At 69.9% G+C, this 23,521-nt stretch carries 24 protein-coding genes; 8 read left to right on the top strand and 16 right to left on the bottom strand.

Features of this window, described 5'->3' with window-relative positions; genetic code table 11:
- The first annotated feature begins 53 nt into the window (after positions 1–53).
- Both G7071_RS07020 and G7071_RS07015 read left to right on the top strand, forming a co-directional pair.
- The gene (locus G7071_RS07020; protein WP_166316637.1) at positions 54–1,169 is read left to right on the top strand and encodes an acyltransferase family protein; all 1,116 of its coding nucleotides are present in this window, start codon (positions 54–56) and stop codon (positions 1,167–1,169) included.
- Positions 1,169–2,242, top strand: a complete 1,074-nt coding sequence (locus G7071_RS07015; protein WP_166316635.1) for a glycosyltransferase family 4 protein — start codon at positions 1,169–1,171, stop codon at positions 2,240–2,242. Before G7071_RS07020 ends, G7071_RS07015 begins: the two co-directional genes overlap by 1 nt.
- Here G7071_RS07015 and G7071_RS07010 read toward each other — a convergent pair.
- Both G7071_RS07010 and G7071_RS07005 read right to left on the bottom strand, forming a co-directional pair.
- Positions 2,184–3,398: a lipopolysaccharide biosynthesis protein gene (locus G7071_RS07010; RefSeq protein ID WP_166316633.1), complete on the bottom strand. Its 1,215-nt coding sequence runs from the start codon at positions 3,396–3,398 to the stop codon at positions 2,184–2,186. The two genes, G7071_RS07015 and G7071_RS07010, sit on opposite strands and share 59 nt — an antisense overlap.
- Before the next feature lie 56 nt (positions 3,399–3,454).
- Complete coding sequence (locus G7071_RS07005) at positions 3,455–4,474, bottom strand: YveK family protein (protein WP_166316631.1); 1,020 nt, start codon at positions 4,472–4,474, stop codon at positions 3,455–3,457.
- A gap of 62 nt (positions 4,475–4,536) precedes the next feature.
- Between G7071_RS07005 and G7071_RS07000 the strand changes: the two genes are divergently transcribed.
- Positions 4,537–5,790, top strand: a complete 1,254-nt coding sequence (locus G7071_RS07000) for an O-antigen ligase family protein (protein WP_166316629.1) — start codon at positions 4,537–4,539, stop codon at positions 5,788–5,790.
- Here the strand turns inward: G7071_RS07000 and G7071_RS06995 are convergent.
- From G7071_RS06995 to G7071_RS06980, 4 genes are all read right to left on the bottom strand, one after another.
- Positions 5,694–6,500, bottom strand: a complete 807-nt coding sequence (locus G7071_RS06995; RefSeq protein ID WP_166316627.1) for a class I SAM-dependent methyltransferase — start codon at positions 6,498–6,500, stop codon at positions 5,694–5,696. The genes G7071_RS07000 and G7071_RS06995 overlap by 97 nt on opposite strands.
- Before the next feature lie 173 nt (positions 6,501–6,673).
- The gene (locus tag G7071_RS06990; protein WP_166316625.1) at positions 6,674–7,603 is read right to left on the bottom strand and encodes a hypothetical protein; all 930 of its coding nucleotides are present in this window, start codon (positions 7,601–7,603) and stop codon (positions 6,674–6,676) included.
- Entirely contained in the window at positions 7,549–8,844 is a 1,296-nt protein-coding gene (locus G7071_RS06985; RefSeq protein ID WP_166316623.1) for a carboxypeptidase-like regulatory domain-containing protein, read from the bottom strand. Before G7071_RS06985 ends, G7071_RS06990 begins: the two co-directional genes overlap by 55 nt.
- A 206-nt stretch (positions 8,845–9,050) precedes the next feature.
- Complete coding sequence (locus tag G7071_RS06980; protein WP_166316621.1) at positions 9,051–9,347, bottom strand: MoaD/ThiS family protein; 297 nt, start codon at positions 9,345–9,347, stop codon at positions 9,051–9,053.
- A 45-nt stretch (positions 9,348–9,392) separates the two neighbouring features.
- On the opposite strand from G7071_RS06980, the gene G7071_RS06975 reads away from it, so the two are divergent.
- Positions 9,393–10,145 carry a winged helix-turn-helix transcriptional regulator gene (locus G7071_RS06975; protein WP_166316619.1) on the top strand — a complete coding sequence of 251 codons (753 nt, stop codon included), beginning with the start codon at positions 9,393–9,395 and terminating at the stop codon, positions 10,143–10,145.
- A gap of 58 nt (positions 10,146–10,203) precedes the next feature.
- Here G7071_RS06975 and mshD read toward each other — a convergent pair whose 3' ends face one another.
- The 4 genes from mshD to G7071_RS06955 are packed head-to-tail and all read right to left on the bottom strand — an operon-like array spanning position 10,204 to position 12,882.
- Complete coding sequence (gene mshD / locus G7071_RS06970) at positions 10,204–11,010, bottom strand: mycothiol synthase (RefSeq protein WP_166316617.1); 807 nt, start codon at positions 11,008–11,010, stop codon at positions 10,204–10,206.
- Positions 11,007–11,951, bottom strand: a complete 945-nt coding sequence (ygfZ, locus tag G7071_RS06965; protein WP_166316615.1) for a CAF17-like 4Fe-4S cluster assembly/insertion protein YgfZ — start codon at positions 11,949–11,951, stop codon at positions 11,007–11,009. Before ygfZ ends, mshD begins: the two co-directional genes overlap by 4 nt.
- Complete coding sequence (locus tag G7071_RS06960) at positions 11,948–12,382, bottom strand: Fur family transcriptional regulator (RefSeq protein ID WP_166316612.1); 435 nt, start codon at positions 12,380–12,382, stop codon at positions 11,948–11,950. Before G7071_RS06960 ends, ygfZ begins: the two co-directional genes overlap by 4 nt.
- 5 nt (positions 12,383–12,387) lie before the next feature.
- Positions 12,388–12,882, bottom strand: a complete 495-nt coding sequence (locus G7071_RS06955; protein ID WP_166316609.1) for a heme-binding beta-barrel domain-containing protein — start codon at positions 12,880–12,882, stop codon at positions 12,388–12,390.
- Positions 12,883–12,905: 23 nt separating this feature from the next.
- On the opposite strand from G7071_RS06955, the gene G7071_RS06950 reads away from it, so the two are divergent.
- From G7071_RS06950 to G7071_RS06935, 4 genes are all read left to right on the top strand, one after another.
- Positions 12,906–13,268, top strand: a complete 363-nt coding sequence (locus tag G7071_RS06950; protein WP_166316606.1) for a DsrE family protein — start codon at positions 12,906–12,908, stop codon at positions 13,266–13,268.
- Between the two features lie 83 nt (positions 13,269–13,351).
- Entirely contained in the window at positions 13,352–15,559 is a 2,208-nt protein-coding gene (locus G7071_RS06945; RefSeq protein WP_206062936.1) for an RNA degradosome polyphosphate kinase, read from the top strand.
- A gap of 85 nt (positions 15,560–15,644) precedes the next feature.
- A complete protein-coding gene (locus G7071_RS06940) occupies positions 15,645–16,262 on the top strand; it encodes a DUF47 domain-containing protein (RefSeq protein ID WP_166316603.1) in 618 nt (205 codons plus the stop codon).
- Positions 16,263–16,268: 6 nt separating this feature from the next.
- Complete coding sequence (locus G7071_RS06935) at positions 16,269–17,273, top strand: inorganic phosphate transporter (RefSeq protein WP_166316600.1); 1,005 nt, start codon at positions 16,269–16,271, stop codon at positions 17,271–17,273.
- Positions 17,274–17,370: 97 nt separating this feature from the next.
- On the opposite strand, the gene G7071_RS06930 is transcribed toward G7071_RS06935, so the two are convergent.
- The 6 genes from G7071_RS06930 to G7071_RS06905 form a co-directional block, all read right to left on the bottom strand.
- On the bottom strand, positions 17,371–18,468 hold the full coding sequence (locus G7071_RS06930; RefSeq protein ID WP_166316597.1) for a hypothetical protein: 1,098 nt from the start codon (positions 18,466–18,468) through the stop codon (positions 17,371–17,373).
- A gap of 213 nt (positions 18,469–18,681) precedes the next feature.
- Positions 18,682–19,452: a phosphate ABC transporter ATP-binding protein PstB gene (gene pstB, locus G7071_RS06925; RefSeq protein WP_281351777.1), complete on the bottom strand. Its 771-nt coding sequence runs from the start codon at positions 19,450–19,452 to the stop codon at positions 18,682–18,684.
- Between the two features lie 131 nt (positions 19,453–19,583).
- Complete coding sequence (pstA, locus tag G7071_RS06920; RefSeq protein WP_166316591.1) at positions 19,584–20,489, bottom strand: phosphate ABC transporter permease PstA; 906 nt, start codon at positions 20,487–20,489, stop codon at positions 19,584–19,586.
- Positions 20,489–21,430, bottom strand: coding sequence for a phosphate ABC transporter permease subunit PstC (gene pstC / locus G7071_RS06915; RefSeq protein ID WP_166316588.1), 942 nt, complete (start codon positions 21,428–21,430; stop codon positions 20,489–20,491). Before pstC ends, pstA begins: the two co-directional genes overlap by 1 nt.
- A gap of 22 nt (positions 21,431–21,452) precedes the next feature.
- The gene (locus G7071_RS06910; protein WP_206062935.1) at positions 21,453–22,418 is read right to left on the bottom strand and encodes a PstS family phosphate ABC transporter substrate-binding protein; all 966 of its coding nucleotides are present in this window, start codon (positions 22,416–22,418) and stop codon (positions 21,453–21,455) included.
- A gap of 201 nt (positions 22,419–22,619) precedes the next feature.
- Positions 22,620–23,477 carry an NUDIX hydrolase gene (locus tag G7071_RS06905; RefSeq protein WP_166316585.1) on the bottom strand — a complete coding sequence of 286 codons (858 nt, stop codon included), beginning with the start codon at positions 23,475–23,477 and terminating at the stop codon, positions 22,620–22,622.
- Positions 23,478–23,521: the final 44 nt, after the last annotated feature.

The raw sequence follows: 23,521 nt of genomic DNA, 5'->3' as shown, positions 1-23,521 counted from the left end.
CTTGTCCTGAACTACCCCCCACATCGGCGCACGCGGAGTGAGAGGGTGACGCCGTGGCGAGCACCGACGGCCGGACTCCCGGCACACACCCGTTGGCGACCCGGCGACCCATTCCCCCGCCGCTGCCGTGGACCGACGGCATCCGGGCGCTCGCCTGCCTGTGCGTGGTGTGGTGGCACGCCCTGCTCACGGTCGTCCCCAGCGACCCGACCGCCGCCCAGCGGCTGCTCGTGCTCCCGCTCGGCGGCGCTGCGCGCGCGAGCGTCCTGGTCTTCATCGTGCTCTCGGGCTATCTCCTCGGACGGCACTGGCGCCCGGGGTTGCGGCGCTACCTCGTGCGCCGGTCGTGGCGCCTGCTCCCGCCGTACTGGGCGACCGTCGCCCTGACGGTGGTGGCGATGGCCTTCCTCGGCCTCCGCAACGCCTCCGGCAGCCACTGGGACTCCGGTCTCCCCTTCACCTGGGAGCGGGTCGCAGCCGACCTCCTGCTCATCACCGACTTCACCGGCGAGGTCCCGCTGAGCCACCAGCTGTGGACGATCCCGGTCGAGTTCCACCTCTACTTCCTGGCACCGCTGATCGTCCTGCTGTGGCGCCCCCGCTGGTTGCTCGCCGTCGCGGCCCTCGGCACCCTCGCCGTGGTCCTGCTCGCCCCCCAGCACCCGGCCCCGTTCTTCGTCTTCGCGTTCATGGCCGCCTTCTTCTCGGGCGTACGCCGACAACAGCTCACCAGCGCGACGCCGGTCGTCGTGCTCCGACTCCTGGCGCCGTTGGCGGCCGTCGGGCTGGCCGTCGGGGTCGTCGGGTTCGCGGCCGGCACCCTCGGCGAGAGCCAGGCCCGCTACTACCTCCTCGACGCTGCGGTCGCGCCGCTCGTGCTGGGCCTGTTGCTGTGGGGTGACCTGTGCGCCCCGCACGCGGCGCCACTGCGCTGGCTGACCGTGCGACCCCTCGCCTGGGTCGGCACCCGGTCCTACAGCATCTATCTGGTCCACGGCCTCGTCCTCGAGCTCGTGTGGCGGGCGCTGGTGCGACCGTTGGACCTGACCGACAGCCCGGCCATCGGCACGGTTGCGGTGCTCGGCACCGTCGCCTCGCTGGCCGCCGGCCTCGCCCTCTATCTCGCCGTCGAGCGCCCCTCCGCCCGACGCAGCGCGGCCGTGCGCTGATGCGTCTGGTCATCGACGCGACCGGGGCCGAGCTGGGGGGCATCCACACCTATGCCCGACACCTGATCTCCGCCTGGCGCCGGACCACTGACGACGACCTGCACGTCCTCACGCCCGCGAACGGCATCGAGGGTGTCGACCCGAACGGTCTGCACCTCTATCCGGTCCCGGCGCGGCCACCGGCGCTGCTGCGCCGCCCAGTCGCCCAGACCCGGCTGGTCAGTCGCCTGGTCGACGACCTGTCACCCGACGCGGTGCTCGCCGCCCACCCCGCCACGACCCTCCTGCACCCCGGTGTCCCGCTCGTCGTCGTCGTGCACGACCTGCGCCATGAGCTCCGTCCGGCCCAGTTCAGCCGCGTGCGCCGGCTCAGCCGCGCGCTGGCCTACGAACGCAGCTATCGCCTCGCCGACGGCTTCGTGGCGATCTCGCAGCGCACCCTCGACGACCTGCACCGACTCCACCCGGCGACGGCGTCAAGGCGGGCGAGCGTGGTGCATCACGGAGCCGACCACGCCGACGGCTGGTCCGACGTCGCCCCGCACGGTTCGGCCGTGACCTTCGCCCACCACTCCAACAAGAACCTCGACCTCGTCCTCGACGCGTGGTCGATGCTCCCGGGTGCTCCGCCGCTGCGGGTCCTGGGCGTCGCGCCCGAGCGTCGTCCGGGCCTCGAGGCCGAGCTGCGACGCCGGCGGCTGCTCCACGTGGAGCCGGCGCCCTACCTGAGCGACGAGGAGTTCGAAGCAGCGCTCGCCGGGGCGAGCGCGATCGTCTTCCCCTCCGACTTCGAGGGCTTCGGGCTGCCGATCGTCGAGGGCATGCGGCGAGGCGTCCCGGTCGTCATCGGTCCCGATGCCGCCTGCCTCGAGGTCGCCGGCGGTCACGCCTTCGCGATGACGGCCTTCACCGCGAGCGAGCTCGCTCGCGCCACCCTCGACGCCCTCGCCTCCTCCGAGGCGCAGCGCGAAGCGGCTCGGGCGTATGCCGAGAGGTTCACCTGGGAGCGATCGGTCACCGCGACTCGCCTGCTGCTTGCGTCAGTGTCCTCCGCAGCACGAGGACCTGGCTGAGCAGGGTGACGGCCCCGCCGAGCGCCAGCGCCCACCCCGCCCACGTCAGCGGGGCGTCGGGGATCAGCAAGGAGAGCATGACCACGACCATCGTGAGGAAGCCGAGCAGCTCGCACCTGGTCGCCGCCTTCGCCTGACCCAGCCCCACCAGGCAGGCGGCCGCGACCCGGCGCAGCCCGAGGAGCACGCCTGCCACCACGAGCACCCGGGCGAGCGGCAGGGCCGGCAGGGCCTCGGACCCGAAGGCGAGTCGCAGGACCGGCTCGAGCACGGCCTGGATCGCCAGGCACGCGACCACTCCGAGCGCCAGGGCGCGCAGCAGCCACGTTCGCACGAAGGCCGCCCGGGCGTCGACCCGCAGCACACCGAGCCGCGGCCCGACGAAGCTCGCCAGCGCGACCAGGACGAGCACCGGCCCGGTCTCGAAGGCCCATCCGACCGTGAAGAGCCCGAGGACATAGGACCCTGCGATCAGGCCGAGCAGCAGCTGCTCGATGCCGAGCGTGTCGATCGGGGCCGCCGTGGCGACCATCGCCTGCCTGCCATAGGTCGCCACCTGCTCGAGCGCCGGGGACGCGGCTGCTGGCGGGTCGAGGGCGGCACCTCGGCGTACGACGACCAAGGACGCAGCGGCGACCACGACCCAACCGGCGAGGTTGACCGCCAGCAGCAGCGCGACCGAGCCGGTGTCGAGGACGAGCAGGACCGCCGCCGTGATCGCATAGGTGACAGCCGGGACGGGGGTGAGCCAGGCGAGGGCCGCGAACCGCTGCTGACCCTGCAGGGCAGCGAACCCGAGCAGGGCGACCATCGCCCCGGCAGTGCCGACGGCGACGACCAACGCCAGCAGCCAGGGCGTGGGGAGCGCGCGGCCGCTCGCGTCGAGACCCACCACCACCAGCGCCGACAGGGATGCTGCGACGCCGACCTGACGCGCGAACCTCGGCTGGAGCCGCGCAAGCAGCTCAGGCGCGTCCAGCCGCCGCGAGGCCACGAACCACGAGACCGCTGCCGGCACCCCGAGGACCCCGACCTGACTGGCCAGCATCGCGACGGCGAAGACCAGCGCGAGACGCCCCCGGTCCTCGACGCCGAGCAGCCGCACCACGACGGGCCCCGAGACGACCAGCGCGAGCTGGGACACCACGGAGGCCACCAGGACCCTGCTGGCGGGATGGCGCCACCGACCCCCACGAGCGGGAGCGGGGCCTGTCACCCGAGGCGCTCGTCGCGCAGCACGACCCCCAGCACCCGGGCGCCGACGTCCTGCATCTCCAGCACGGCCTCACGCAGCTCGGCCCTGGAGGTGCGGCCAGCCGTGGCTACGATCACGGCACCATCGCCGCGACGGGCTGCCGCGCGCGCCTCGGCCACCTCGCGCGTGGGACCGGCATCGACGAGAGTGATCCCGTCGCCGGCCATGGCTGCCTGCAACCCCGCCGTCACCGAGGGGTCGACGTCCTTGCTGCTGCACGGCGTGACGACGACCGTGCGGCCCGCCAGGCCGTCCAGCTGGGCGTCCAGGCCCACCCGCGCGCGGGCGAAACCCTCATCGCCGACGGTGGCACCCGTCGGCACCACGGCCAGCGGGGCGAGTCCGAGCCGTCGCAGGTCGGTCGGCCCGCTGACGCTGTCGTTCGCGAGGTCCCGCAGCACGGCCGCCCCGACACCGAGGAGGAGGCCCGCGACCAGCCCGGCCAGCAGGTTGAGCAGTGTGCGTGGTGACTTCGGCGACTCGGGGAGGGACGGCTCCGCCACCATGGCCACCTCGACGGCGAGCTCGCCCTCGTCTGCAGTCTCGAGCTCTGCGAGCACGTCGTTGTAGTTGTCGACGACCGTCTGGGCCACGTCCTGGGCCTCCTGCGCCGTTTCTCCCTCGGCCTCGAGGTTGATCAGCACGGTCGCGAACGGCACCTCGGTGTGGACCCTCGAGCTCGTCTCGTCGAGCGGCTCGTCCAGGCCGAGCTCGTCGGAGACCACCCGCGCCATGGCCTCCGACGAGGCGACCGCGGCATACGACAACGCCCGGCCCTTGACCTGCACGCCGTCGGCGACGATCGCTTCGAGGTCGGCCTCGTCGCCGGCGCTCGCGACATAGAGCGTGGCCTCGGAGACATAGGTGACCGGCGTCGTCAGCGTGATGACGAGTGCAACGAGGAGCAAGGCCGCGGTGACAGCGCCGATCAGCCGCCAACGTCGCCAGAGCCGGTGCAGATAGACGCTGACTGACATCGATTGCTGCCTTCTCCTTGGCCCCGGTTGCCGACTGCGCGGAAGTATGGCAGGTGAGTAGGGTGACGCGCGTGTACGCCGCGTGGTCGCCGCTGTGGGTGCTGATGGGCGCGATCGCCTTCCTGCAGCCGCTCAACGGCGTCCGGCCATGGACGCCCAGCGCCTCGGTCGGCGACCTGGCGCTCGTCGGGCTCAGCCTGGCCTGCCTGCCGTTCCTCTCGCGGCTGCGGATGCCCCCACGACTGCTCGTTCCGTTCGTCGGCGTCCTCACGATGGCGGCCGGCGGGCTGCTCGGGATGGTCGCGACCGACGGCTGGTGGCAGCTGGAGTGGCTGGCCCGCTTCGTGCTGGGGATGCCGTTCGTCATCGTCACCCTCTCGGTGGTGCGCCCGTCGCCCCGCCTCGCGACCTGGCTGGCCGGCTGTTACTGCGCCGGCGCGGCCGTGAGCGCGGTCGCGGCGGTCTTCGGGCCGGTCGTGCCCGGCTTCGCCCGCGCCCACGGTCTTGGCGAGCACCTGATGCACCTGGCCGTGTCGACGATGTTCGGCGTCGTCTTCGCGATCGGATGGTTCGTCAGCGCCACCACCTGGAAGGTGCGGGTCCTTGCGGTGGCACTCGGCCTGCTCTGCCTGTGGGGCCAGTTGTTGACCGGAGCCCGGTCGGCGCTGATCGGCACCCTGATCGCAGCCACCTATCTGGCCATCCTGGGGCGGCGGCGGGGGCTGTATGCCGCCGCTGGTGCCACCGTCGCGGGAGCGGTCGCGCTGGCCGCCGCGATGCCCTTCATGCCACCGGGCAGCACCCTGCACCGGATCTTCGGCGGTGAGCTCACCGGGCTGGTCGACCTGAGCAACTCCGCGCACATCCAGGACGCTCGCGACGCCCTGGCCGAGATCGGGCAGCACCCGCTCACCGGCCTCGGCTTCGCCCAGGGACTGGACGCCCACAACCTCGTGCTCGAGGCGGCCAACATGGGCGGCGTCCTGGGGCTCGCCGGCTTCTTCCTGATCTGGAGCACCGTGGGGTGCCTGCTCGTGCGGCAGCTGCGCCTCGGCATCCGCCCGCAGCACTGGGTGCGGGCCGCTCCACTCGTCGGGGTGATGGGCTACTTCGCCCTCGCCCAGCTGGAGAACATGGTCTGGGACCGGCACCTGTGGTTCTACATCACCGTCGCGCTCTTCGCGCTGCCTCCGACCCTGGCGGATCCTGACGACGAGGCTCAGGACCCCTGGGACGACCAGAAGGTCGGCAACACGCTCGACAGAGCCGCAGCCCCGACGCCGTCGTCGGCGTGCACCACCGCGACGTCCCAGTAGTCCTTGGTGAAGCTGGGTCCGTCGAGCTCAGCCGCCCGGGCGGGCATGTCCGCCAGGGACGCCCGAAACAGCGGACGCCCGTGGTTGTCCCACACCGCCGCCTCGACGTAGCCCAGGTCGGTCAGCGCTGGCCACAGGGTGCGCGGGTCGTGGCCCGCGAGGCGGGTGAGGCGGTGGTCGAGCTCGAAGAACAACACCGGCGTCGAGTCACCCCAGGCGGCGGCCAGAGCTGGCACGAGCGGGACGTCATACCCGTCGGTGTCGCACTTGATCAACCGCAGCCCGGCGAAGTCGGGATGGGAGGCCCGCAGCTCGCCCGGGCTGCGCAGGCGCGCCGAGCCCGTCGTCCCTGCTGCCTCGAACCTGGTCGTCCCGCCTCGTCGGACGGGCGCCATGGTCGCGTCGCTCTTCAGGCTGACCAGGCTCGGTTCGACGACGACCCGGGGGTCGGAAGCGACGTTCAGCTCCAGCCAGCGGAGCCAGTAGGGGTCGCCCTCCACGCACAGCACGCGGGCATCGGTCCGGGCCAGGATCGCCAGGGCGGTGTCGCCGACGTTGGCTCCGACGTCGAGCACCCGCAGCGGCGCGGGGTCGGAGTCCGACAGCGCCTGCGCGAGGTCGACGATGTTCACGCCGTACGTCGGGTGCACCGCCACGTAGTCAGGCAACCGGTGCGACCACGGCAGCCTCAGCTCGACGCCGTGAACCACCCGGCGCACCTCGCGGTCGGGGCGACGGACCGCACTGCACGACGCACCGCCCGAGCAGCCCTGGTCAGGTTCTCCACGCCGCGCAATCTCTCACATGCACGGGCGCGCTCGCGCGCGGAACGCGACAGGGCCCCGTGGTCTGAACCATCGGGGCCCTGCGCATCAACCGGACGTCAGCGCTTGATCTTGCGCTTGATGTCGTTGGAGCCGACCTTGCCCTTGCCCTTGAAGAAGAACACGACCTTGTGCTTGCCCTTCTTCAGCTGGCCGAGCGAGAGCTTGCCCTGGCCCTTCTTGATCTTGGTCTTGCCCAGCTTCTTGTACTTGATCTTGCCGTTCTTCTTGACCTTGACGATCTCCTTGGCGACGACCGTGCCCTTGACCTTCTTCCCCTTGACCGGCTTGGCCTTGATCTTGAAGGTAACGCTGGAGCCCTTCACCTTGGCCTTGATCTTCGGCTTGTAGCCGACCTTGGCGGTCTTGGCCGTCGTGGAGGTGCCGACCAGCTTGCCGTTCTCAGCGGTCACCCGCACGACGAGGCGCTTGCCGATCAGGGACTTGCTCGGCGTGAACGTCGCGCCGTTGCCGACCACCGTGGAGCCGTTGAGCCACTCGTAGGTGTAGGTGGTGCCCGACGAGAGGTTCCAGGAACCGGAGGTCGCCGAGACCGGCTTGCCGACCCACGGGTAGTTCTTGACCTCGGGGCGCTCGGTGGTCGACAACGTGGCGGCGAGCACCGCGTTGAGGCCGGAGACCATCTGGCCCGGCTTCACCGTGATGGTGGTGGCATCGGCGAAGGTCGCGTTCTTCCACCACTCCGCGGCGTGGTTTCCCTGGGTGTCGGCGAACTGCACTTTGTAGGTCCCCGGGTAGATCGACCGGCTCTTGAAGGTGTTGTCCGCCTTGGTCGCGGAACCGCCGACGTTGTCCCCGTCGGCGTCGAGGAGAGTGGCGGAGCCGCTCAGGCCGAGACCGGCGACACCGGTGATCGAGCCCTCGATGCCACCGGCACGCAGCAGCGAGATGTCCGCACCCGCGGCCGGGACCGTCACGACAGGCGACCGGTCGTAGTCGGTCTTGCCGCCATACCAGGAGTCGAACACGCGGAACGCGTTCTCGTCACCGGGAATGTATCCGTCGGAGGGGGCGGCCTCGATCTTGAACTGGTTCTCGCCGGCGACCTGGTCGAGCTCGGTGAAGCTGTAGACACCCTGGCGGTTGGAGCGGACCGTCTCCACGATCTTCTCGCTGGCCGAACCGTTCGGGGTGCTCCAGGCATGCACCGGGACGCCCACCAGCGGAGCGCCGGCGTCGTCGCGGACGGCACCGGAGACCTCGACCGTCGGGCCGGGACCTCGGCCGCTTCGGGTGTGAGGTTGGCGTTGATGCCGGAGACGACCTGGCCGGGCGAGACCGTCAGCTCAGTGGCCTCGGCGCGGGTCTGGACGTTGTTGTAGTACTCGTCGTCGTACTCCCCGATGGGGTCGTAGAACCAGATGTCGAAGTTGCCGGTCGGCACGTTCTCGATGACGTAGACGCCGTTCTTGTCCGTCACGTCGACGTAGTCGTTGTAGGAGGAGTCGCTCACCGTCCAGACCTCGACGTATTCCAGCGGGACGCCGGCGTCGTTGGTGACCTGCCCGGTGATCTTGCCGGCCGGAGCGAGCGCGATGGCCAGGTTGGTGCCGGCGGCCGACCCGGACACCGCGTCGGCGGTCGCGAAGGTCGGCTTGTCGTTGTACCACTCGTCACTGAGGTTGTACCTGTAGGACGTGACGTGGAGCTTCACCGGCGCGCTGCCGACGGGGACGTAGAAACGACCCTGGTCGTCAGTCGAGTCCGAGTTGACGCGGGTCTGGGTCGATGCGTTGTAGGCAGTCACCTGCGCACTGCCCACCGGCCGACCACTGGGGTCGGTGACCGTTCCCGTGACCAGCGGCTGCTCGACCGTCCACGTGCCGAGGTTGGCCGTGGTGCCGTCGGCGACCGTGACTGCGTCGGCGGAGGCGAGGTCGGCCTTGTCGCGGAAGAACTCCGTGTAGGACGCGTCGACGGAGGAGTACTGGAACTTGTAGACGCCCGCCGGGTAGGAGGTCCGCGTGAACGACCCGTTGTCGAGGGTGAGCGTGCTGTAGGTGGTGAAGCTGCTGTCGCCCTGCTGGCGATAGATGGCGACCTTGCCCTCGGCCGGGTTGCCCTGGGCGTCGACGAGCTGGCCGGTCAGGCCCACCACCGCGTGCGCGGGGACCGTCACCCCCAGGCTCAGTCCAGCCGCCACCAGCGCGGCGCCCGCACCGATCGCAGTCGTGCGGCGCGCGAGGCGCCGGAGAAGAGAATTGTTCATACTGCCCCCTTTGTTGGTTGTGCAGGGCAGAGTCAACGTCCCGCCCCCGTGGTCATGCGTCGGCGGGCCCAGACAGGCCCGCCTGCGGGGAGTGTAGACGCGATGTCGGGGTGGCAGTCACCAGACAGGGACCCCGTCATATTTCAACTACTTCGCGGGGTGCCCGGGCGCATCTCGAGCGAAGCGTCCAGCGCCAGGTTCGTTCGTCAGCCCCCGGCGAACGGCGGCAGGAACTCGACGGTCGACCCGGGGCCGACCTCCACGTCCGCAGCATTGCGTGAGCTGACCGGCCGATCGCCGACGAGCACCGAGCAGGCGCGGATCGTCGGCTCGACGGCCGGCGCCGGGTGGGCGGCCAGCACTCGGCGTACGACCTCGGCGAGGGTGACCGGACCCGCCACCTCGAACACGTCCTGGTCGACCCCGGCGGCGGCACGCGCCCCGGCCCAGTAGCGGACGAGGATCGTCTCAGCCGCGACTTCTCCACCTCGCTGAGCGCTCACGCGCCCTATCCTTGCTTATCCGCCATCGTGGTGAGGAGGCAGAGCATGAGCACGCTGATGCTGCTGACCAGCGCCCTGCAACCCTCGGCCGACGTCCTGCCGGCCCTGTCGCTGCTCGGCCACACGGTGAAGATCCTGCCCGCCGAGGGCAGCGCGCTCCTCGAGGCCCCCGGTTCCGACCTCGTGCTCGTCGACGGCCGCCAGGAGCTCGCCAACGCGCGCGACCTCTGCCGGCTGATCCGCACGACAGGCACCGACGTGCCCGTGCTGCTCATCGTCACCGAGGGCGGCCTGTCGGTCGTCGCCCACGACTGGGCGATGGACGACGTCGTGCTGCACACCTGTGGGCCGGCGGAGCTCGAGGCACGCATCCGCCTCGCGGTGAGCCGGTTGGCCGCCGCGCGAGACGCGGCCGACCCCACCTCCCACGTGATCCGCAGCGGCGAGGTGGTCGTCGACGACGCCACCTACACCGCCAAGATCCGCGGCCGGCCCCTCGACCTGACCTACAAGGAGTTCGAGCTGCTGAAATATCTGGCCCAGCACCCGGGCCGGGTCTTCACCCGCCAGCAGCTGCTCCAGGAGGTCTGGGGCTACGACTACTTCGGCGGCACCCGCACCGTCGACGTCCACGTCCGGCGGTTGCGGGCCAAGCTCGGCCCCGAGAACGAGCACCTCATCGGCACCGTGCGCAACGTCGGCTATCGCTTCGTCCTGCCGGTCGAGGACACCGACAACTTGGGTAGTTCAGGACAAGACGGTCGTTCAGAGGGAGCGCCGACGACACACTCGTCCTGAACTAAGCGTCACGCGAAGGAAGACGCACAGGTCGCGCACCGGACGACACAGAGGCGCGTCAGGAAATCCGGCGATAGAGCACGTGCGTGTCGGTGTCGGCGTGGGTGAAGCCGAGCCGGGCATAGGTCGAGCGGGCGACGTGGTTGTCGGCCTCGACATAGAGGATGGTCTCGGAGACGCCGAGCCCAGCCAGGTGGTGGAGCCCGGCGAGGGTGAGCGCGCTCCCGAGACCGCGACCCTGGGCAGCCGGGTCGATGCCGACCACATAGACCTCACCCAGCTCGGGCGAGTGCTGCTTGGTCCAGTGGAAGCCGAGCATCCGGGGGCCGTCCATCGCCACCAGCAGACCCGCCGGGTCGAACCACGGCTCGGCCATCCGGGCGGCGAGCCCGGCCACGTCGAGCGCGCCCTGCTCGGGGTGGGCGGCGAACGCGGCCGCGTTGACGCGCAGCAGCTCGGGTTCGTCACCAGGCGCGAACGGGCGTATGCCGACGCCGGACCCTGGCGGCAGCGGCTCGCTCATCGCCCGACGCATCACCCACAGGTCGCGCACCCGGTCGAACCCGAACCGCGCCGCCAGCCTGGCCGCCGCCGGATGGTTGCCGTGCGACCACGCCTGCGCCGGGCCCTCGACCCCCGCGAGCCGGCGGGCGCCGAGACCCCGACCGCGGTGGTCGGGGTGCACGACGAGGTGCACCTCGCTCCCGCGCCGGAGCAGGAAGCCGGTCTCGTCGACCGCCGCGCTCTCGCCCTCGCCCAGACCGGCACGCAGCCACAGCCAGGTCGCCTCGTCGAGCGGCGCCGCCCCGTCGGCGGCCTCCGCAGCGGCCGCGATCGCGGAGACCCGCTCGAGCAGGTCGTTCACCGGTTGGGCCGGAAGTGCAGGCCGACCTCCGGGTCCACGATGACCTCCTGGGCGGCCGGCATCTCGTCCACCGTCAGCCCGGCGTCCACCGCCAGGTTGCGCTTGAGGAGCGCCAGGGCGATCGGGCCGAGCTCGTGGTGGCGTGCGCTGGAGCCCACGAAGCCGACCGACTTGCCGCCCGCCGTCACTTCAGAACCCCGCACGGGCAGGCGGTTCTCCGAGCCGTCGAGGTGGAGCAGGGTGAGGCGACGCGGCGGCCGGCCGAGGGTGTGTACCCGCGCGACCGTCTCCTGTCCGCGATAGCAGCCCTTCTGCAGGTGCACCGCCGACCCGATCCAGCCCAGCTCGTTGGGGATCGACCGGTGGTCGGTGTCGAGCCCGAGCCGCGGCTCGCCCCGCGCGATCCGCAGCGCCTCGAACGCCCACGTGCCTGCGGCAGGGCCGGCGGCGTCGGCATACGCTTCGAGACGGTCCCGCGGCACGAAGTCGTATGTCGCTGGGCGCTCGGCGGTCGCCGGCCGCCAGGCCACGGCCGTCTCCGCCGTCTGCACGCTGACCTCGACCCGCATCATGAACCGCATCCGGTCGAGGAAGTCGACCAGCGGCTGCCCCGCCCCCGGCTCGGTGTGGGCGACGAACGCGGTGCCGTCGTCGACCCCCGCGAACGCGTGCTCGACATGGCCCTGCGGGCTGAGGACCAGCGCCTGGGTCCACGCGCCGGGTTCGAGGCCCTCGAAGAACTGGGTGGTCAGCGAGTGCAGCCAGCCCAGCCGGTCGGGACCCTCGACCCGGATCACGTCACGGTGGGAGAGGTCGACGAACCCCTCCCCCGCCTCCAGCGTCCGCTGCTCGCCGTTGAACGACCCGTAGTGGGCCGCCACGGGTGCGTCGATCCCGTCGCCGGCGACGGCGCCGGGAAGGTGGAGCAGGGGCGAGGTCATGAGGTTTCTCCTGGGGAGCAGTCGAGGCAGTGACCGAACACCGCCAGGTGTCCGAGGTCGACGGCGAAGCCGTGGTCGCTGCGCAGCGTGGCCACCAGGGCGGTCGCCACATCGGGTTCAACACTGCGGACGCGCTGACACTTCCGGCACACGAGGTGGAAGTGCTCCGGCTCCCGCGTGGAGTGATAGGTCGGCGCCCGGTCGCTGAGGTGGGTGTGCCGGACCAGGCCGAGCTCCTGCAGGACCTCCAGCGTGCGATAGACCGTCGAGGCGTTGACCGCGCTCGCCTGCTCGCGCACGCGGGCCAGCACCTCGTCGGGGGTGGCGTGGCCGAGCTCCTCGACGGCGCGCAGGATCAGCTGGCGTTGGGGCGTCAACCGGTAGCCGCTGCCGCGGAGGCGGTCGGCGAGGTCGTCCGGCCCTGAGGACATCGCCCTCAGGCCCGTCGCAGGCGCGCCCAGGTGTGCGGCTGGAGCTCCTGGCCCATCGCGGCCATGTCGTAGGCGTAGAGCAGGTCGCCCTCGACGTTGCCATACATCCGGGAGCCGGCCGTGACCTGCTTGGCGGTCTCGGTGAAGGCCACCCCGGCGGTGTGCAGCTCCATCTTTCCGGCCTCCGCAGCGCCATACCAGACCTCGGCGAAGCCGGTGTTGTGCGCGAGCAGCAGCTCGAGCTTGCCCGGCTCGGGGCAGCGCAGGAAGCCGGTCTCCATCGCCGCCTCCCGCACGTGCTTGCCCTCGGCGTCGACGATCCAGGCCCGCGCCATGTAGTGGAAGAAGGGCCGACCGTCGTGGGTGAAGATCAGCTCCTGGCCGAACTCGAACTCCCCGATCGTGGGGTAGTCGCCGTGCCCGTTGCCCTGCCAGGTCCCCAGCAGCCAGGCGACCGGGCCGCAGTTGGGGTGCAGGTTGTCGGGGATCTCGAACGGCATGCGGCGAAGTCTAGAGTCTTGTCATGGCTCGCTCACTCGTCGTCAAGGTCACCTGCGGCTCCGAGGACGCCGAGCGCTGCAACCAGGCGTTCACGGTCGCCGCCGCCGCGACCGCCGCGGGGGCGGACGTCTCGTTGTGGCTCACGGGCGAGGCCGCCTGGTTCGGCGTCCCCGGTCGCGCCGAGGAGTTCGTCCTCGAGCACGCCACGCCGCTCGCCGACCTGATCGGCGTCGTCGTCGCCAACGGCCGGGTGACGGTGTGCACGCAGTGCGCGGTGCGGCGCGGCATGGTCGAGGGCGACCTGCGCGAGGGGGTCACCATCGCCGGCGCGGCCGTCTTCGCCGAGGAGATCCTCGCCGACGGGGTCCAGGCCGTCGTCTATTGAGCCAGACGTCCGAAGACCTCGACGGGGGACGCCCCTGACCGTCGATCACCCCGCGTTCACCGAGCGGTGGAAGACTGACCTGTATGCCGGACACAGCCGAAGCCACCGAAGAGCCGTCCAGCACCCGGCTGCCCAGCTCCGTCGGCGCCTCCATCGAGGACGGCCCGGTGCCGGGTGAGGCCTTCGGCCACCCCACCGACACCTTCGACGTCGAGCCGCCCTACGTGCCCGACCCGACCGAGATCGCCGCCGTGGAGAAGTTCGAGGACCGCTTCCTCGACCGCGAGCTGTCCTGGCTGCACTTCAACCAACGGGTGCTCGAGCTGGCCGAGGACCCCACCGTGCCGCTCCTCGAGCGGGCGCGCTTCCTGGCGATCTTCGCCAGCAACCTCGACGAGTTCTTCATGGTCCGCGTCGCCGGGCTCAAGCGACGCATCGCAGCCCACGTCGCCGTACGCGCCGCCAGCGGGCTGATGCCCCGCGAACAGCTCGAGCAGCTGTGGGCCACCAGTCGTGAGCTGATGAAGCGCCACGCCCTCGTCTTCAACGAGCAGGTCATCCCCGACCTGCGCGACGAGGGCATCGAGATCGTGCGCTGGTCCGATCTCGACCGCGACGAGCGATCAGTCTGCAAGAAGCTCTTCAAGGACCGCATCTTCCCGGTCCTCACGCCGCTGGCCGTCGACCCGGCCCACCCGTTCCCCTACATCTCCGGGCTCTCGCTCAACCTCGCGGTGCTGGTCCGGCACCCCAAGACCGGCACCGAGCACTTCGCCCGCGTCAAGGTCCCGCCGATCTTCAGCCGGTTCGTGCCGGTCGGCAACCAGCGGTTCGTGCCTCTCGAGGACGTGATCGGCGAGCACCTCAAGAAGCTCTTCCCCGGGATGGAGGTCGTGCACGCGCACACCTTCCGCGTCACCCGCAACGAGGACCTCGAGGTGGAGGAGGACGACGCGGAGAACCTGCTCGCCGCGCTGGAGAAGGAGCTGCTTCGACGCAAGTTCGGCCCGCCCGTGCGGCTCGAGGTCGAGGAGTCGATCGACCCGACGGTCCTCGACCTGCTCGTCTCCGAGCTCGGCGTCCGCCGCGAGGAGGTCACCCGGCTGCAGGGTCCCCTCGACCTGCGGGGCCTGCACTCCATCGCCGACCTGCCGCGCGACGACCTGAAGTTCCCGGCGTTCGTGCCCACCACGCACGCCCATCTCGCGGAGTTCGAGTCGGCCAAGCCCGTTGACGTCTTCGACGCCGTACGCCGACAAGACGTGCTGCTCCATCACCCCTATGACTCGTTCGCCACCTCCGTGCAGCGCTTCCTCGAGCAGGCTGCCGCCGACCCACACGTGCTCGCGATCAAGCAGACCCTCTATCGCACCTCGGGTGACAGCCCGATCATCGACGCCCTGATCGACGCCGCCCAGGCGGGCAAGCAGGTCCTCGTCATCGTGGAGATCAAGGCCCGCTTCGACGAACAGGCCAACATCCGTTGGGCCCGCAAGCTCGAGCACGCCGGCTGTCACGTGGTCTATGGCCTCGTCGGCCTCAAGACCCACTGCAAGCTCTCGATGGTGGTCCGCGACGAACCCGACGGCATCCGCCGCTACACCCACATCGGGACCGGCAACTACAACCCGAAGACCGCGCGGCTCTATGAGGACCTCGGGCTGCTGACGGCCGACCCGGCGGTCGGCGAGGACGTGGCCCACCTGTTCAACAACCTCTCGGGGATCAGCCGCAACACGACATACGACGGACTTCTCGTCGCCCCCGACAACGTCCGCAACGGCCTGATCGAGCAGATCCACGCCGAGATCGCCAACCACCAGTCCGGACGCCCTGCCGGCATCCGGATCAAGGCCAACTCGATCGTCGACGAGGCGCTCATCGACGCCCTCTACCTCGCCTCCCAGGCCGGCGTCCCCGTCGAGCTGCTGATCCGCGGCATCTGCGCGCTCCGTCCCGGGGTGCCCGGACTCTCCGAGACGATCACCGTGCGCTCGATCCTGGGCCGCTTCCTCGAGCACAGCCGGGTCTTCTGCTTCGTCAACGACGACTCCCCCCGGGTGTGGATCGGCTCCGCCGACCTGATGCACCGCAACCTCGACCGTCGCGTCGAGGTCCTGGTCCGGCTGCCGGAGGGGCCCAACGTCGACGCCGTCGGCGAGCTCCTCGACCGGTCGTTCAGCCCCGAGACGAACGCCTGGGAGCTGGCCAGCGACGGCGAATGGCACCGCAACACAGGTGACCTGCATCTCCACCAGGCACTGATCGACCGACAGCGCAAGCGCCGCTAGCCGACTGGGGGGCCGCTGGTTGCGCCCAGCGGTCGCCGACCCCCTAGCATGTGGGCGTTCACTCCCCCCTCTTTCGGAGTTCACCGTGCGTTTGAAGTTCCGACCCGTCGACGCCTCGTTCTACGACCTCTTCAGCGAGGCAGCAGCCCACATCGTGGTGGGGGCCCAGCTCCTCGCCGAGATGCTCGCGGACGGCAGTGATCGCGAGGCGATCGCCAAGCGCATGCGCGACGCCGAGCACGCCGCCGACGAGACCACCCACGCCATCATCCGCCGGGTCAACAGCACCTTCGTGACGCCGTTCGACCGCGAGGACATCTATGCCCTCGCGTCCGGCCTCGACGACGTGATGGACATGATGGACGAGGCCGTCGACCTCGTCCTGCTCTACGAGGTCACGCACCTGCCCGCCGAGACGACCCAGCAGGTCGAGGTGCTGCAGCGCTGTGCCGAGCTCACCGCGGCGGCCATGCCCTCACTGGAGTCGATGAAGTCCCTCGACGAGTTCTGGATCGAGATCAACCGTCTCGAGAACACCGGCGACAAGGCCTTCCGACGGATCCTCGCCAGCCTCTTCAGCGGTGAGTACGAGGCCCTCGAGGTGCTGAAGATCAAGGACGTCGTTGAGTCCCTCGAGGGGGCGATCGACGCCTTCGAGAAGGTCGCCAACATCGTGGAGCAGATCGCCGTCAAGGAGTCCTGAGTCCCGATGGAACTCGGCATCATCATCGCCGTCGTCGTCGTCGCCCTCGTCTTCGACTACACGAACGGCTTCCACGACGCGGCCAACGCCATCGCCACCTCGGTCTCGACCGGGGCGCTCAAGCCGCGCGTCGCGCTCGCCATGGCGGCCGTGATGAACTTCGTCGGCGCCTTCCTCGGCCAGAAGGTCGCCGAGACCGTCTCGGACACGATCGACCCGGGCGCCGGGAGCCACGGGCTGGTCATCGTGATGGCCGGGCTGGTCGGCGCGATCACCTGGAACCTCATCACCTGGTACTTCGGCCTGCCCTCCTCCTCCTCGCACGCCCTGATCGGTGGCCTCGTCGGTGCCGCGGTCGCTGCTGGCGCCACCGCGAACTGGATGGTCGTGCTGGAGAAGGTCGTGCTGCCGATGTTCATCTCGCCGCTCGTCGCCTTCAGCCTCGGCTTCGCGTTGATGCTGGCGATCATGTGGGTGTTCCGCAACGCCAACCCGGCACGCGCCAACCGCGGCTTCAAGATCGCCCAGACCGTCTCGGCCGCCGCGATGGCGCTGGGGCACGGCCTCCAGGACGCCCAGAAGACGATGGGCGTCATCTTCCTGGCCCTGGTCACCGGCGGCTACGTCGCCTCCGTGGAGGACGGCGGCACGCTGCCGCTGTGGGTGATCATCGCCGCCGCCACAGCCATCTCGCTCGGCACCTGGTCCGGCGGCTGGCGGATCATGCGCACCCTCGGTCGGCGCATCATCCACCTCGACCCCCCGCGCGGGTTCGCCGCCGAGTCGGTCGCCGCGTCGGTGCTCTACACGACGGCATACGTCTTCGAGGCTCCCATCTCCACCACCCACACCATCACGTCCGCCGTGATGGGTGTCGGTGCGACGAAGCGCCTCTCCGCCGTGCGCTGGGGTGTCGCGAAGTCCATCCTCACCGCCTGGGTGCTCACCTTCCCGGCCGCCGGCCTCGCCGCCGCGCTGACCTACTGGTTCATGGCGCTCTTCCTCCCCTGAACGCACGGCTCTCTCTCGGGGGGATATCCATGGGAGCTTGAGGGGCAGATCCGGTCGTTTGACCCCGACTGCTCCCATGGATATCCCGTCGACGCCCTCACGCCGCTGCCCTTCGCTGCCAGCCCAGCGCCACGTCGCGCTGAGTCGCGGTCAGCGCCCGTCGCCGTTCGACCGTCGATGTGTCGACCCACCAGGACGGTTGCTCGATGGTCCAGAGCCGTTCCTCCGCAGGGATCCGTCCGGCTCGCGCATAGGCGTCATCGAGCCGTTGCAGGAACGGGTCGGGAGCGAACCTGTCAGCGGCGAGCATCGTCACCTGCTCGAGCCCGACGCGACGTACGGCCCCCTCGCGACGCACATCCCTCGATCGCTGGGACCTGGTGAGGTGCACGTCGCCCTGGTATTCGCCACACACGCCGCTCATGGGATCCAAGAGACCCGGGGTGGCGATGTGGCGCCCTGACCGATCGAACACCGGGGTGTTGAACAACGGTGCGGGCTTCCGGCCCCGTGCCACCCAGAGATAGAACATCTCCGGCTCCATCGGTGACCACGCGTTCTCGGTCAGCAGCGGGATCGCGGTGCGGACCTTGTCGACACCGGTCTTGGCAACGAGCCACCTCTCGGTGAAGGCGGCCAGCTCGCTGATCGAAACCAGGTCGTTGTATGCCGCCATCGCGAACCACTTCAGCGCCGCGACGACCGACATCGACCGCCGCATCTCAAAGCTGACACTGCGGACAGCCGTGGTGACGCGAACCCCGTCGACGCGCAGCTGGTGACTCGGCGGGACGTGAGCATTGCTGACGTGGAAGCCAGGCTGCTCGGTCATCGGGTGGTTGCGATCAACTGCCAGAGGGACGGGCGACGGCGTCACACCGTCACCGTCGAGGCCGGCGCACCAGACGGCGCCGAGCCAGCTCAGCCCTGCCCACCCAGTGACGCCGCCCCAGCCACGGAGCAGGGCTGCCGCTTCCACGACCCGTTGCGAGACAAGGGAGCCGTCAACCCCAGCGGGGACATAGAGGCCTCGGCTGCTGCGCCGCCAGTTCGGGCCCCGGGCAGCGTCGGGCGTGGGTCCCTCGCAGCCGCTCCGATCGACCGGCACCGGCCAGACCAGGCCTAGCCTCAACCCCTCGCGCGGTCCAGCTCCGCGCGCCGGCGGAGCGCCGGCGCCGTACTCCGTGGTGGACATCTGGCGATGATGCGCGTTCCGGCGCCCAGTTCGCCGGGCTCCTCCACATGCCATCCCCACCGCGAGGCCTGCGACTGTTGTCCACAGCTCCTCACGGTCGTGTGCATCAGCGCCCTCGGGATATCCATGGGAGCAACCGGGGTCACGGGCCGGTCATGACCCCGCAAACGCCCATGGATATCCCCCCAAGACCAGAAGCAGGCGGAGGACGGCTCAGCCGAAGCGGCCGGAGATGTAGTCCTCGGTCTGCTGGTTGCCGGGGTTGGAGAAGATCTTGGCGGTGAGGTCGTACTCCACCAGCAGGCCGGTCCGGTTCCCGGTCGTCTCGTCGGGACGGGCGGTGAAGAAGGCGGTGCGGTCGGAGACCCGGGCCGCCTGCTGCATGTTGTGCGTGACGACGATCAGCGTGTAGTCGTCGCGCAGCTGGAGCATCAGGTCCTCGACGCGCGCCGTCGCGATCGGGTCGAGCGCCGAGCACGGCTCGTCCATCAAGATCACGTCGGGCTTGGTGGCGATGGTCCGCGCGATGCAGAGCCGCTGCTGCTGGCCACCGGAGAGACCGTATGCCGACTGCTTGAGCTTGTCCTTGACCTCGTCCCACAGCGCAGCGCCCCGCAGGGCCCCCTCGACCAGGTCGTCCATGTTGTCGACCTTCATGCCGGTGACCCGCGGGCCGTAGGCGATGTTGTCGTAGATCGACTTGGGGAACGGGTTGGGCTTCTGGAAGACCATCCCGACGTGCGTGCGTACGGCGATGGGGTCGACGTCGCGGGCATAGATGTTCTGCTCGTGATAGATCACCTCGCCCTCGACCCGGGCGCTCGCGACGAGGTCGTTCATCCGGTTCAGGCAGCGAAGCACGGTCGACTTCCCGCAGCCGGACGGGCCGATCATCGCCGTGATCTCGTTCTTGCCGTAGGCCAGGTTGACGTCGTGCACGGCGTGGAAGTCGCCGTAGAAGACGTTGAGGTTGCGCGCCTCCATCACCGGGTCGAGCGGGAACTCCGGCAGCTGCCGGTTCGCGTCACCGTGGACGTCAGAGAGAGAACCCATGGAGGCATTCTGCTTGGTGGCACTGGTCGTGGCAGTGGCAGGGGCGTTGGCCATGAGGGTCCTCACCAGGATCGCTGGAACTTGTTGCGGATGTAGATGGCAAGTGCGTTGAGCCCGAGGATCATCACCAACAGCACGATGATGGCCGCCGAGGCGGCCTCCTTGTAGGCCTCCTGCGAGCTGGAGGTCAGTCCATAGATCTGGATCGGCAGCGCGGTGATCGGGCTCATCAGCCCCTCCGGGTCGAAGCGGAGCGAGCCCGCCAGCCCGAGCATCACCAGCGGCGCAGCCTCCCCGATGGCGCGTGAGAGGCCAAGGATCGTGCCGGTCGCGATGCCGGGTATGGCGCTGGGCAGCGTCTGGCGCCACGTGGTCTGCCACGTGGTGGCCCCGAGGGCCAACGAACCGTCCCGGATCTCACGCGGCACGGCCCTGACGGCCTCGCGGGTGGTGATGATGATGACGGGCAGGATCAGCAGCGCGAGGGCGATCGCACCACCGAGCACGATGCCCTTGCGCTGGAAGCCCAGCGTCGCCATCACCGCCACGGCCAGCAGGCCGTAGACGATCGCCGGCACGGCGGCGAGGTTCTGCAGGTTGACCTCGATCAGGCGGTTGTACCAACGCTGCGAGTTGGCGAACTCCTCCAGGTAGACAGCGGCGGCGATGCCCAGGGGCACAGCCATCAGCGCCGTGAACAGCATCAGCCACAGGCTGCCGAGGATGCCGGCCCGGAAGCCGGTGCGCTCGGGGAACAACGTCGAGTCGTAGCTGGTCAGGAGGTCGGCGTCGAAGCGGCTCGCGCCGGAGATGGCGGTGTCGACGATCAGCACCACGAGCACCATCACGCCGAAGAACAGCGAGAACCACAGGGCGCACAGGAAGACGATGGATCCGACGTTGCGGTCGCGGCTCCTGCCGGTCGCGAGGCGGACGGTGTCACCAGCGGTGACGGTGGCGATGCTCATCAGTAGGCCTGCCTGAAGCGACGTACCAGCGCGATGCTGATGATGTTGATGACCAGGGTGATGACGAACAGCGTCAGGCCCACGGCGAACAGGTTGTTGTAGGACGTCGACCCGACGGGGTTCTCGCCACCGGCCGTGCTGGCCATGAAGCCCGTCATGGTCTGCATGCCCTCACGCGGGTCCCAGGAGAGGTTCTTCATCGAACCGGCCGCGATCGTGACGATCATGGTCTCGCCGATCGCCCGCGACAGGCCCAGGACGATCGCCGCGGCGACCCCGGACAGTGCCGCCGGCAGGACGACCCGCAGGGTGGTCTGCATCCGGTTGGCGCCCATCGCCAGCGAGCCCTGGCGCAGGGCCTGGGGCACGGCGGTGAGGGCGTCCTCGGCCAGCGAGGCGATCGTCGGGATGATCATCACCCCGAGCACCAGACCCGCGGACAGGACGTTGAGGAAGCTGATCTCCAGGGCGAGAAAGCCCTTGAGCAGCGTCGGCGTCACGAACATCACGGCGAAGAAGCCATAGACGACCGAGGGCACTCCGGCGAGCAGCTCGACGGTCGGCTTGAGGACCTTGCGGGCCCGCGCCGAGGCGTACTCGGAGAGATACATCGCGGCCCCCAGGCCGAGGGGTACGGCGACGAGCAGCGCGATGGCGGTCGACATCATCGTCGCGGCGATCAGCGGCCCGACCGAGAAGGGGGAGCTCTCGTCGAAGGAGAAGAACTCCGAGGGCGCGATGTCAGCGAAGAACTCGATGACCGGCTGGATCAGCGCGGCGATGATCCCGAAGGTGATGACGACCGACAGCATCGCCGAGACGAAGAGGACGGCCTTGATGACGGACTCGCCCGGGCGGCTGCGGCCCTTCAGGTTGACGGGAGCACCGGGCAGGCCCGCCCCGAAGGACGAGCCTGCACCGGCGCTGACGTTGGTGCTCATGCGAGGAAGGTACCCCGGTCGATCAGGACGACAGACCCTCGAGGGCGGACTGCGTCTCGCCGTAGAGCTCCTCGCTCAGCGGGATGTACTTGGCCGCCGACGCGATGGTCTCGAGGTTCTCGATGTAGAAGTCGACGTATTCGGCCACGGCCGGCTTGTCGGCGTACGCCTTGTTGCTGACGTAGATGAACAGCGGACGCGACAGCGGGGTGTACTCCCCGGCCTGGGCGGTCTCGGCCGAGGGCTCGACGCAGCCGTTGCCGTCGTCGATCGAGAGCGCCTTGAGCTTGTCGGCGTTCTCCTCGTAGTAGGTGTAGCCGAAGTAGCCCGTGGCGCCTTCGGTGCCAGACACGCCCTGGACCAGGACGTTGTCGTCCTCGGAGGACTCGTAGTCGGTGCGGGTGGCCTCGGACTCGTCGCCGACGACGTCCTCAGCCATGTAGCTGTAGGTGCCGGAGTCGGTGCCGGGGCCGAAGAGGGCGATCTCCTGGTCGGGGAAGCTGGGGTCCAGCTGGCTCCAGTTGGAGATCTTCGAGTCCGGCGCCCACAGCTCGACGAGCTGCTCGGTGGTCAGGCAGTCGACGGCCAGGTCGGGGTGGACCACGACCGTCAGGGCGTCGGTGGCGACCTGGAGCTCGGTGTACTCGACACCGTTCTCCTCGCACACCGGCACCTCCTCGTCGTCCTTGATCGGCCGGGAGGCGTCGGAGATGTCGGTCTCGCCGACGCAGAACTTCTCGAAGCCGCCGCCGGTGCCGGACGCGGCCACGGTCACGCGGACGTCGGGGTTCTCCTCGGAGAGGAGCTCGGAGGCGGCCTTGCTCATCGGCTCGACGGTGGAGGAGCCGTCGACGGCGACGGAGCCGCTGGCCCCGGAGCCCTCGGAGCCACCTTCGGCGCCGGCGTCGCCGCCACCACACGCGGCGAGCGAGAGGACGAGGGCGGCAACGCCGGGAACGATCGCGCCACGGAAGGAAGTGCGGTTCACTTCGATACTCCTGAAGGTCTGTGAATGGTGCTGACGCCGTCAAGGTAGGCACGCCAAGTGACCGACTGCGGCGGCCTCGATGAACGTGGGGTGAACGAGACGGGTCCGGTCGGCCACGCTGGGCCGGGAACGAGACGTCCGTCACATGAACAAGCCCGAAGATGCTTGACGGGGGCGTATGCCGAGGCGTAGCGGCACGCCTCAGAGGGCGACCCGGTCGGCCGAGACGACCTTGCCCTTGCGGTGGTGGATCACCAGCATCTCGGCGGGCTCGAGGGCGACCTTCTCGAGACCGAGCGCCTCGAACACCGCGGGCAGGAGCGGGCGGTGCGTGCACACCACCGACCCCGAACCGGCCATCAACAGCCCCGCCAGCAGCGCGTCGATCGTCGGCCGGTCCACACCTTCCTCGCTGAGCTCGTCGTAGGTGTGCAGGGGCCACCCCGTGGTGTGGACGAAGGGCGTCACGGAGGCGACGCACCGGACGCTGGACGACGAGTGGACCTCGCTCACCCCGTAGGCCGCCAGGAGCGGCACCAGCCGCTGCGCCTCCAGCTCGCCGGAGAGCAGGAGCGGGCGACGACGGTCGTCGCCGCGCCAGGCCCGCCTCGACCGTGCGTGACCGTGGCGCAGCACCACCAGCGCCCGGCTGTTGCGCCGCAGCCGCTTGGCCTGCTGGAGCGTGTCGCGGTCGTAGTCATAGGTCAACCGATCGACCGCCCGGCTCCACGGCACCCACTCGACCCCGTCGATCTCGTCGTTGAAGGCGTAGCCGCTCACGTCGTCGTTCCCCAGCACCCGAGCCACCCAGTAGTCGACTGTCTTCATCCGCCCGCGATCGGTGTCATAGCGCTGGGAGGGCAGCGACGGACCGAGCCGGACGTCCAGGCCGGTCTCCTCCGCGACCTCCCGCACGCAGGCCGTGATCGCGTGCTCGCCGGCGTCGAGCTTGCCCTTCGGGAAGGACCAGTCGTCATAGCGTGGTCGATGGACGAGCAGCACGTCCCCGCCCTTGCGGGTCACGACCGCTCCGGCAGCGCGCACATCCGGGGCCGGCATGGGCGCTAGTCTCACATCACCCCCCGTTCCCTGAGGAGTCCCCC

It is taken from the genome of Nocardioides piscis (genome assembly GCF_011300215.1).
Classification (GTDB): domain Bacteria; phylum Actinomycetota; class Actinomycetes; order Propionibacteriales; family Nocardioidaceae; genus Nocardioides; species Nocardioides piscis.
This window is presented reverse-complemented; position numbering and strand designations above follow the sequence as displayed.

Coding starts and splice junctions, on each gene's coding strand:
- G7071_RS07015 (WP_166316635.1), top strand. CDS start 1,169: ATGCGTCTGGTCATCGACGCGACCGGGGCCGAGCTGGGGGGCATCCAC.
- G7071_RS07005 (WP_166316631.1), bottom strand. CDS start 4,474: ATGTCAGTCAGCGTCTATCTGCACCGGCTCTGGCGACGTTGGCGGCTG.
- G7071_RS06985 (WP_166316623.1), bottom strand. CDS start 8,844: ATGAACAATTCTCTTCTCCGGCGCCTCGCGCGCCGCACGACTGCGATC.
- G7071_RS06975 (WP_166316619.1), top strand. CDS start 9,393: ATGAGCACGCTGATGCTGCTGACCAGCGCCCTGCAACCCTCGGCCGAC.
- ygfZ (WP_166316615.1), bottom strand. CDS start 11,951: ATGACCTCGCCCCTGCTCCACCTTCCCGGCGCCGTCGCCGGCGACGGG.
- G7071_RS06960 (WP_166316612.1), bottom strand. CDS start 12,382: ATGTCCTCAGGGCCGGACGACCTCGCCGACCGCCTCCGCGGCAGCGGC.
- G7071_RS06955 (WP_166316609.1), bottom strand. CDS start 12,882: ATGCCGTTCGAGATCCCCGACAACCTGCACCCCAACTGCGGCCCGGTC.
- G7071_RS06950 (WP_166316606.1), top strand. CDS start 12,906: ATGGCTCGCTCACTCGTCGTCAAGGTCACCTGCGGCTCCGAGGACGCC.
- G7071_RS06945 (WP_206062936.1), top strand. CDS start 13,352: ATGCCGGACACAGCCGAAGCCACCGAAGAGCCGTCCAGCACCCGGCTG.
- G7071_RS06935 (WP_166316600.1), top strand. CDS start 16,269: ATGGAACTCGGCATCATCATCGCCGTCGTCGTCGTCGCCCTCGTCTTC.
- G7071_RS06930 (WP_166316597.1), bottom strand. CDS start 18,468: ATGTCCACCACGGAGTACGGCGCCGGCGCTCCGCCGGCGCGCGGAGCT.
- pstB (WP_281351777.1), bottom strand. CDS start 19,452: ATGGAGGCGCGCAACCTCAACGTCTTCTACGGCGACTTCCACGCCGTG.
- pstA (WP_166316591.1), bottom strand. CDS start 20,489: ATGAGCATCGCCACCGTCACCGCTGGTGACACCGTCCGCCTCGCGACC.
- pstC (WP_166316588.1), bottom strand. CDS start 21,430: ATGAGCACCAACGTCAGCGCCGGTGCAGGCTCGTCCTTCGGGGCGGGC.
- G7071_RS06905 (WP_166316585.1), bottom strand. CDS start 23,477: ATGCCGGCCCCGGATGTGCGCGCTGCCGGAGCGGTCGTGACCCGCAAG.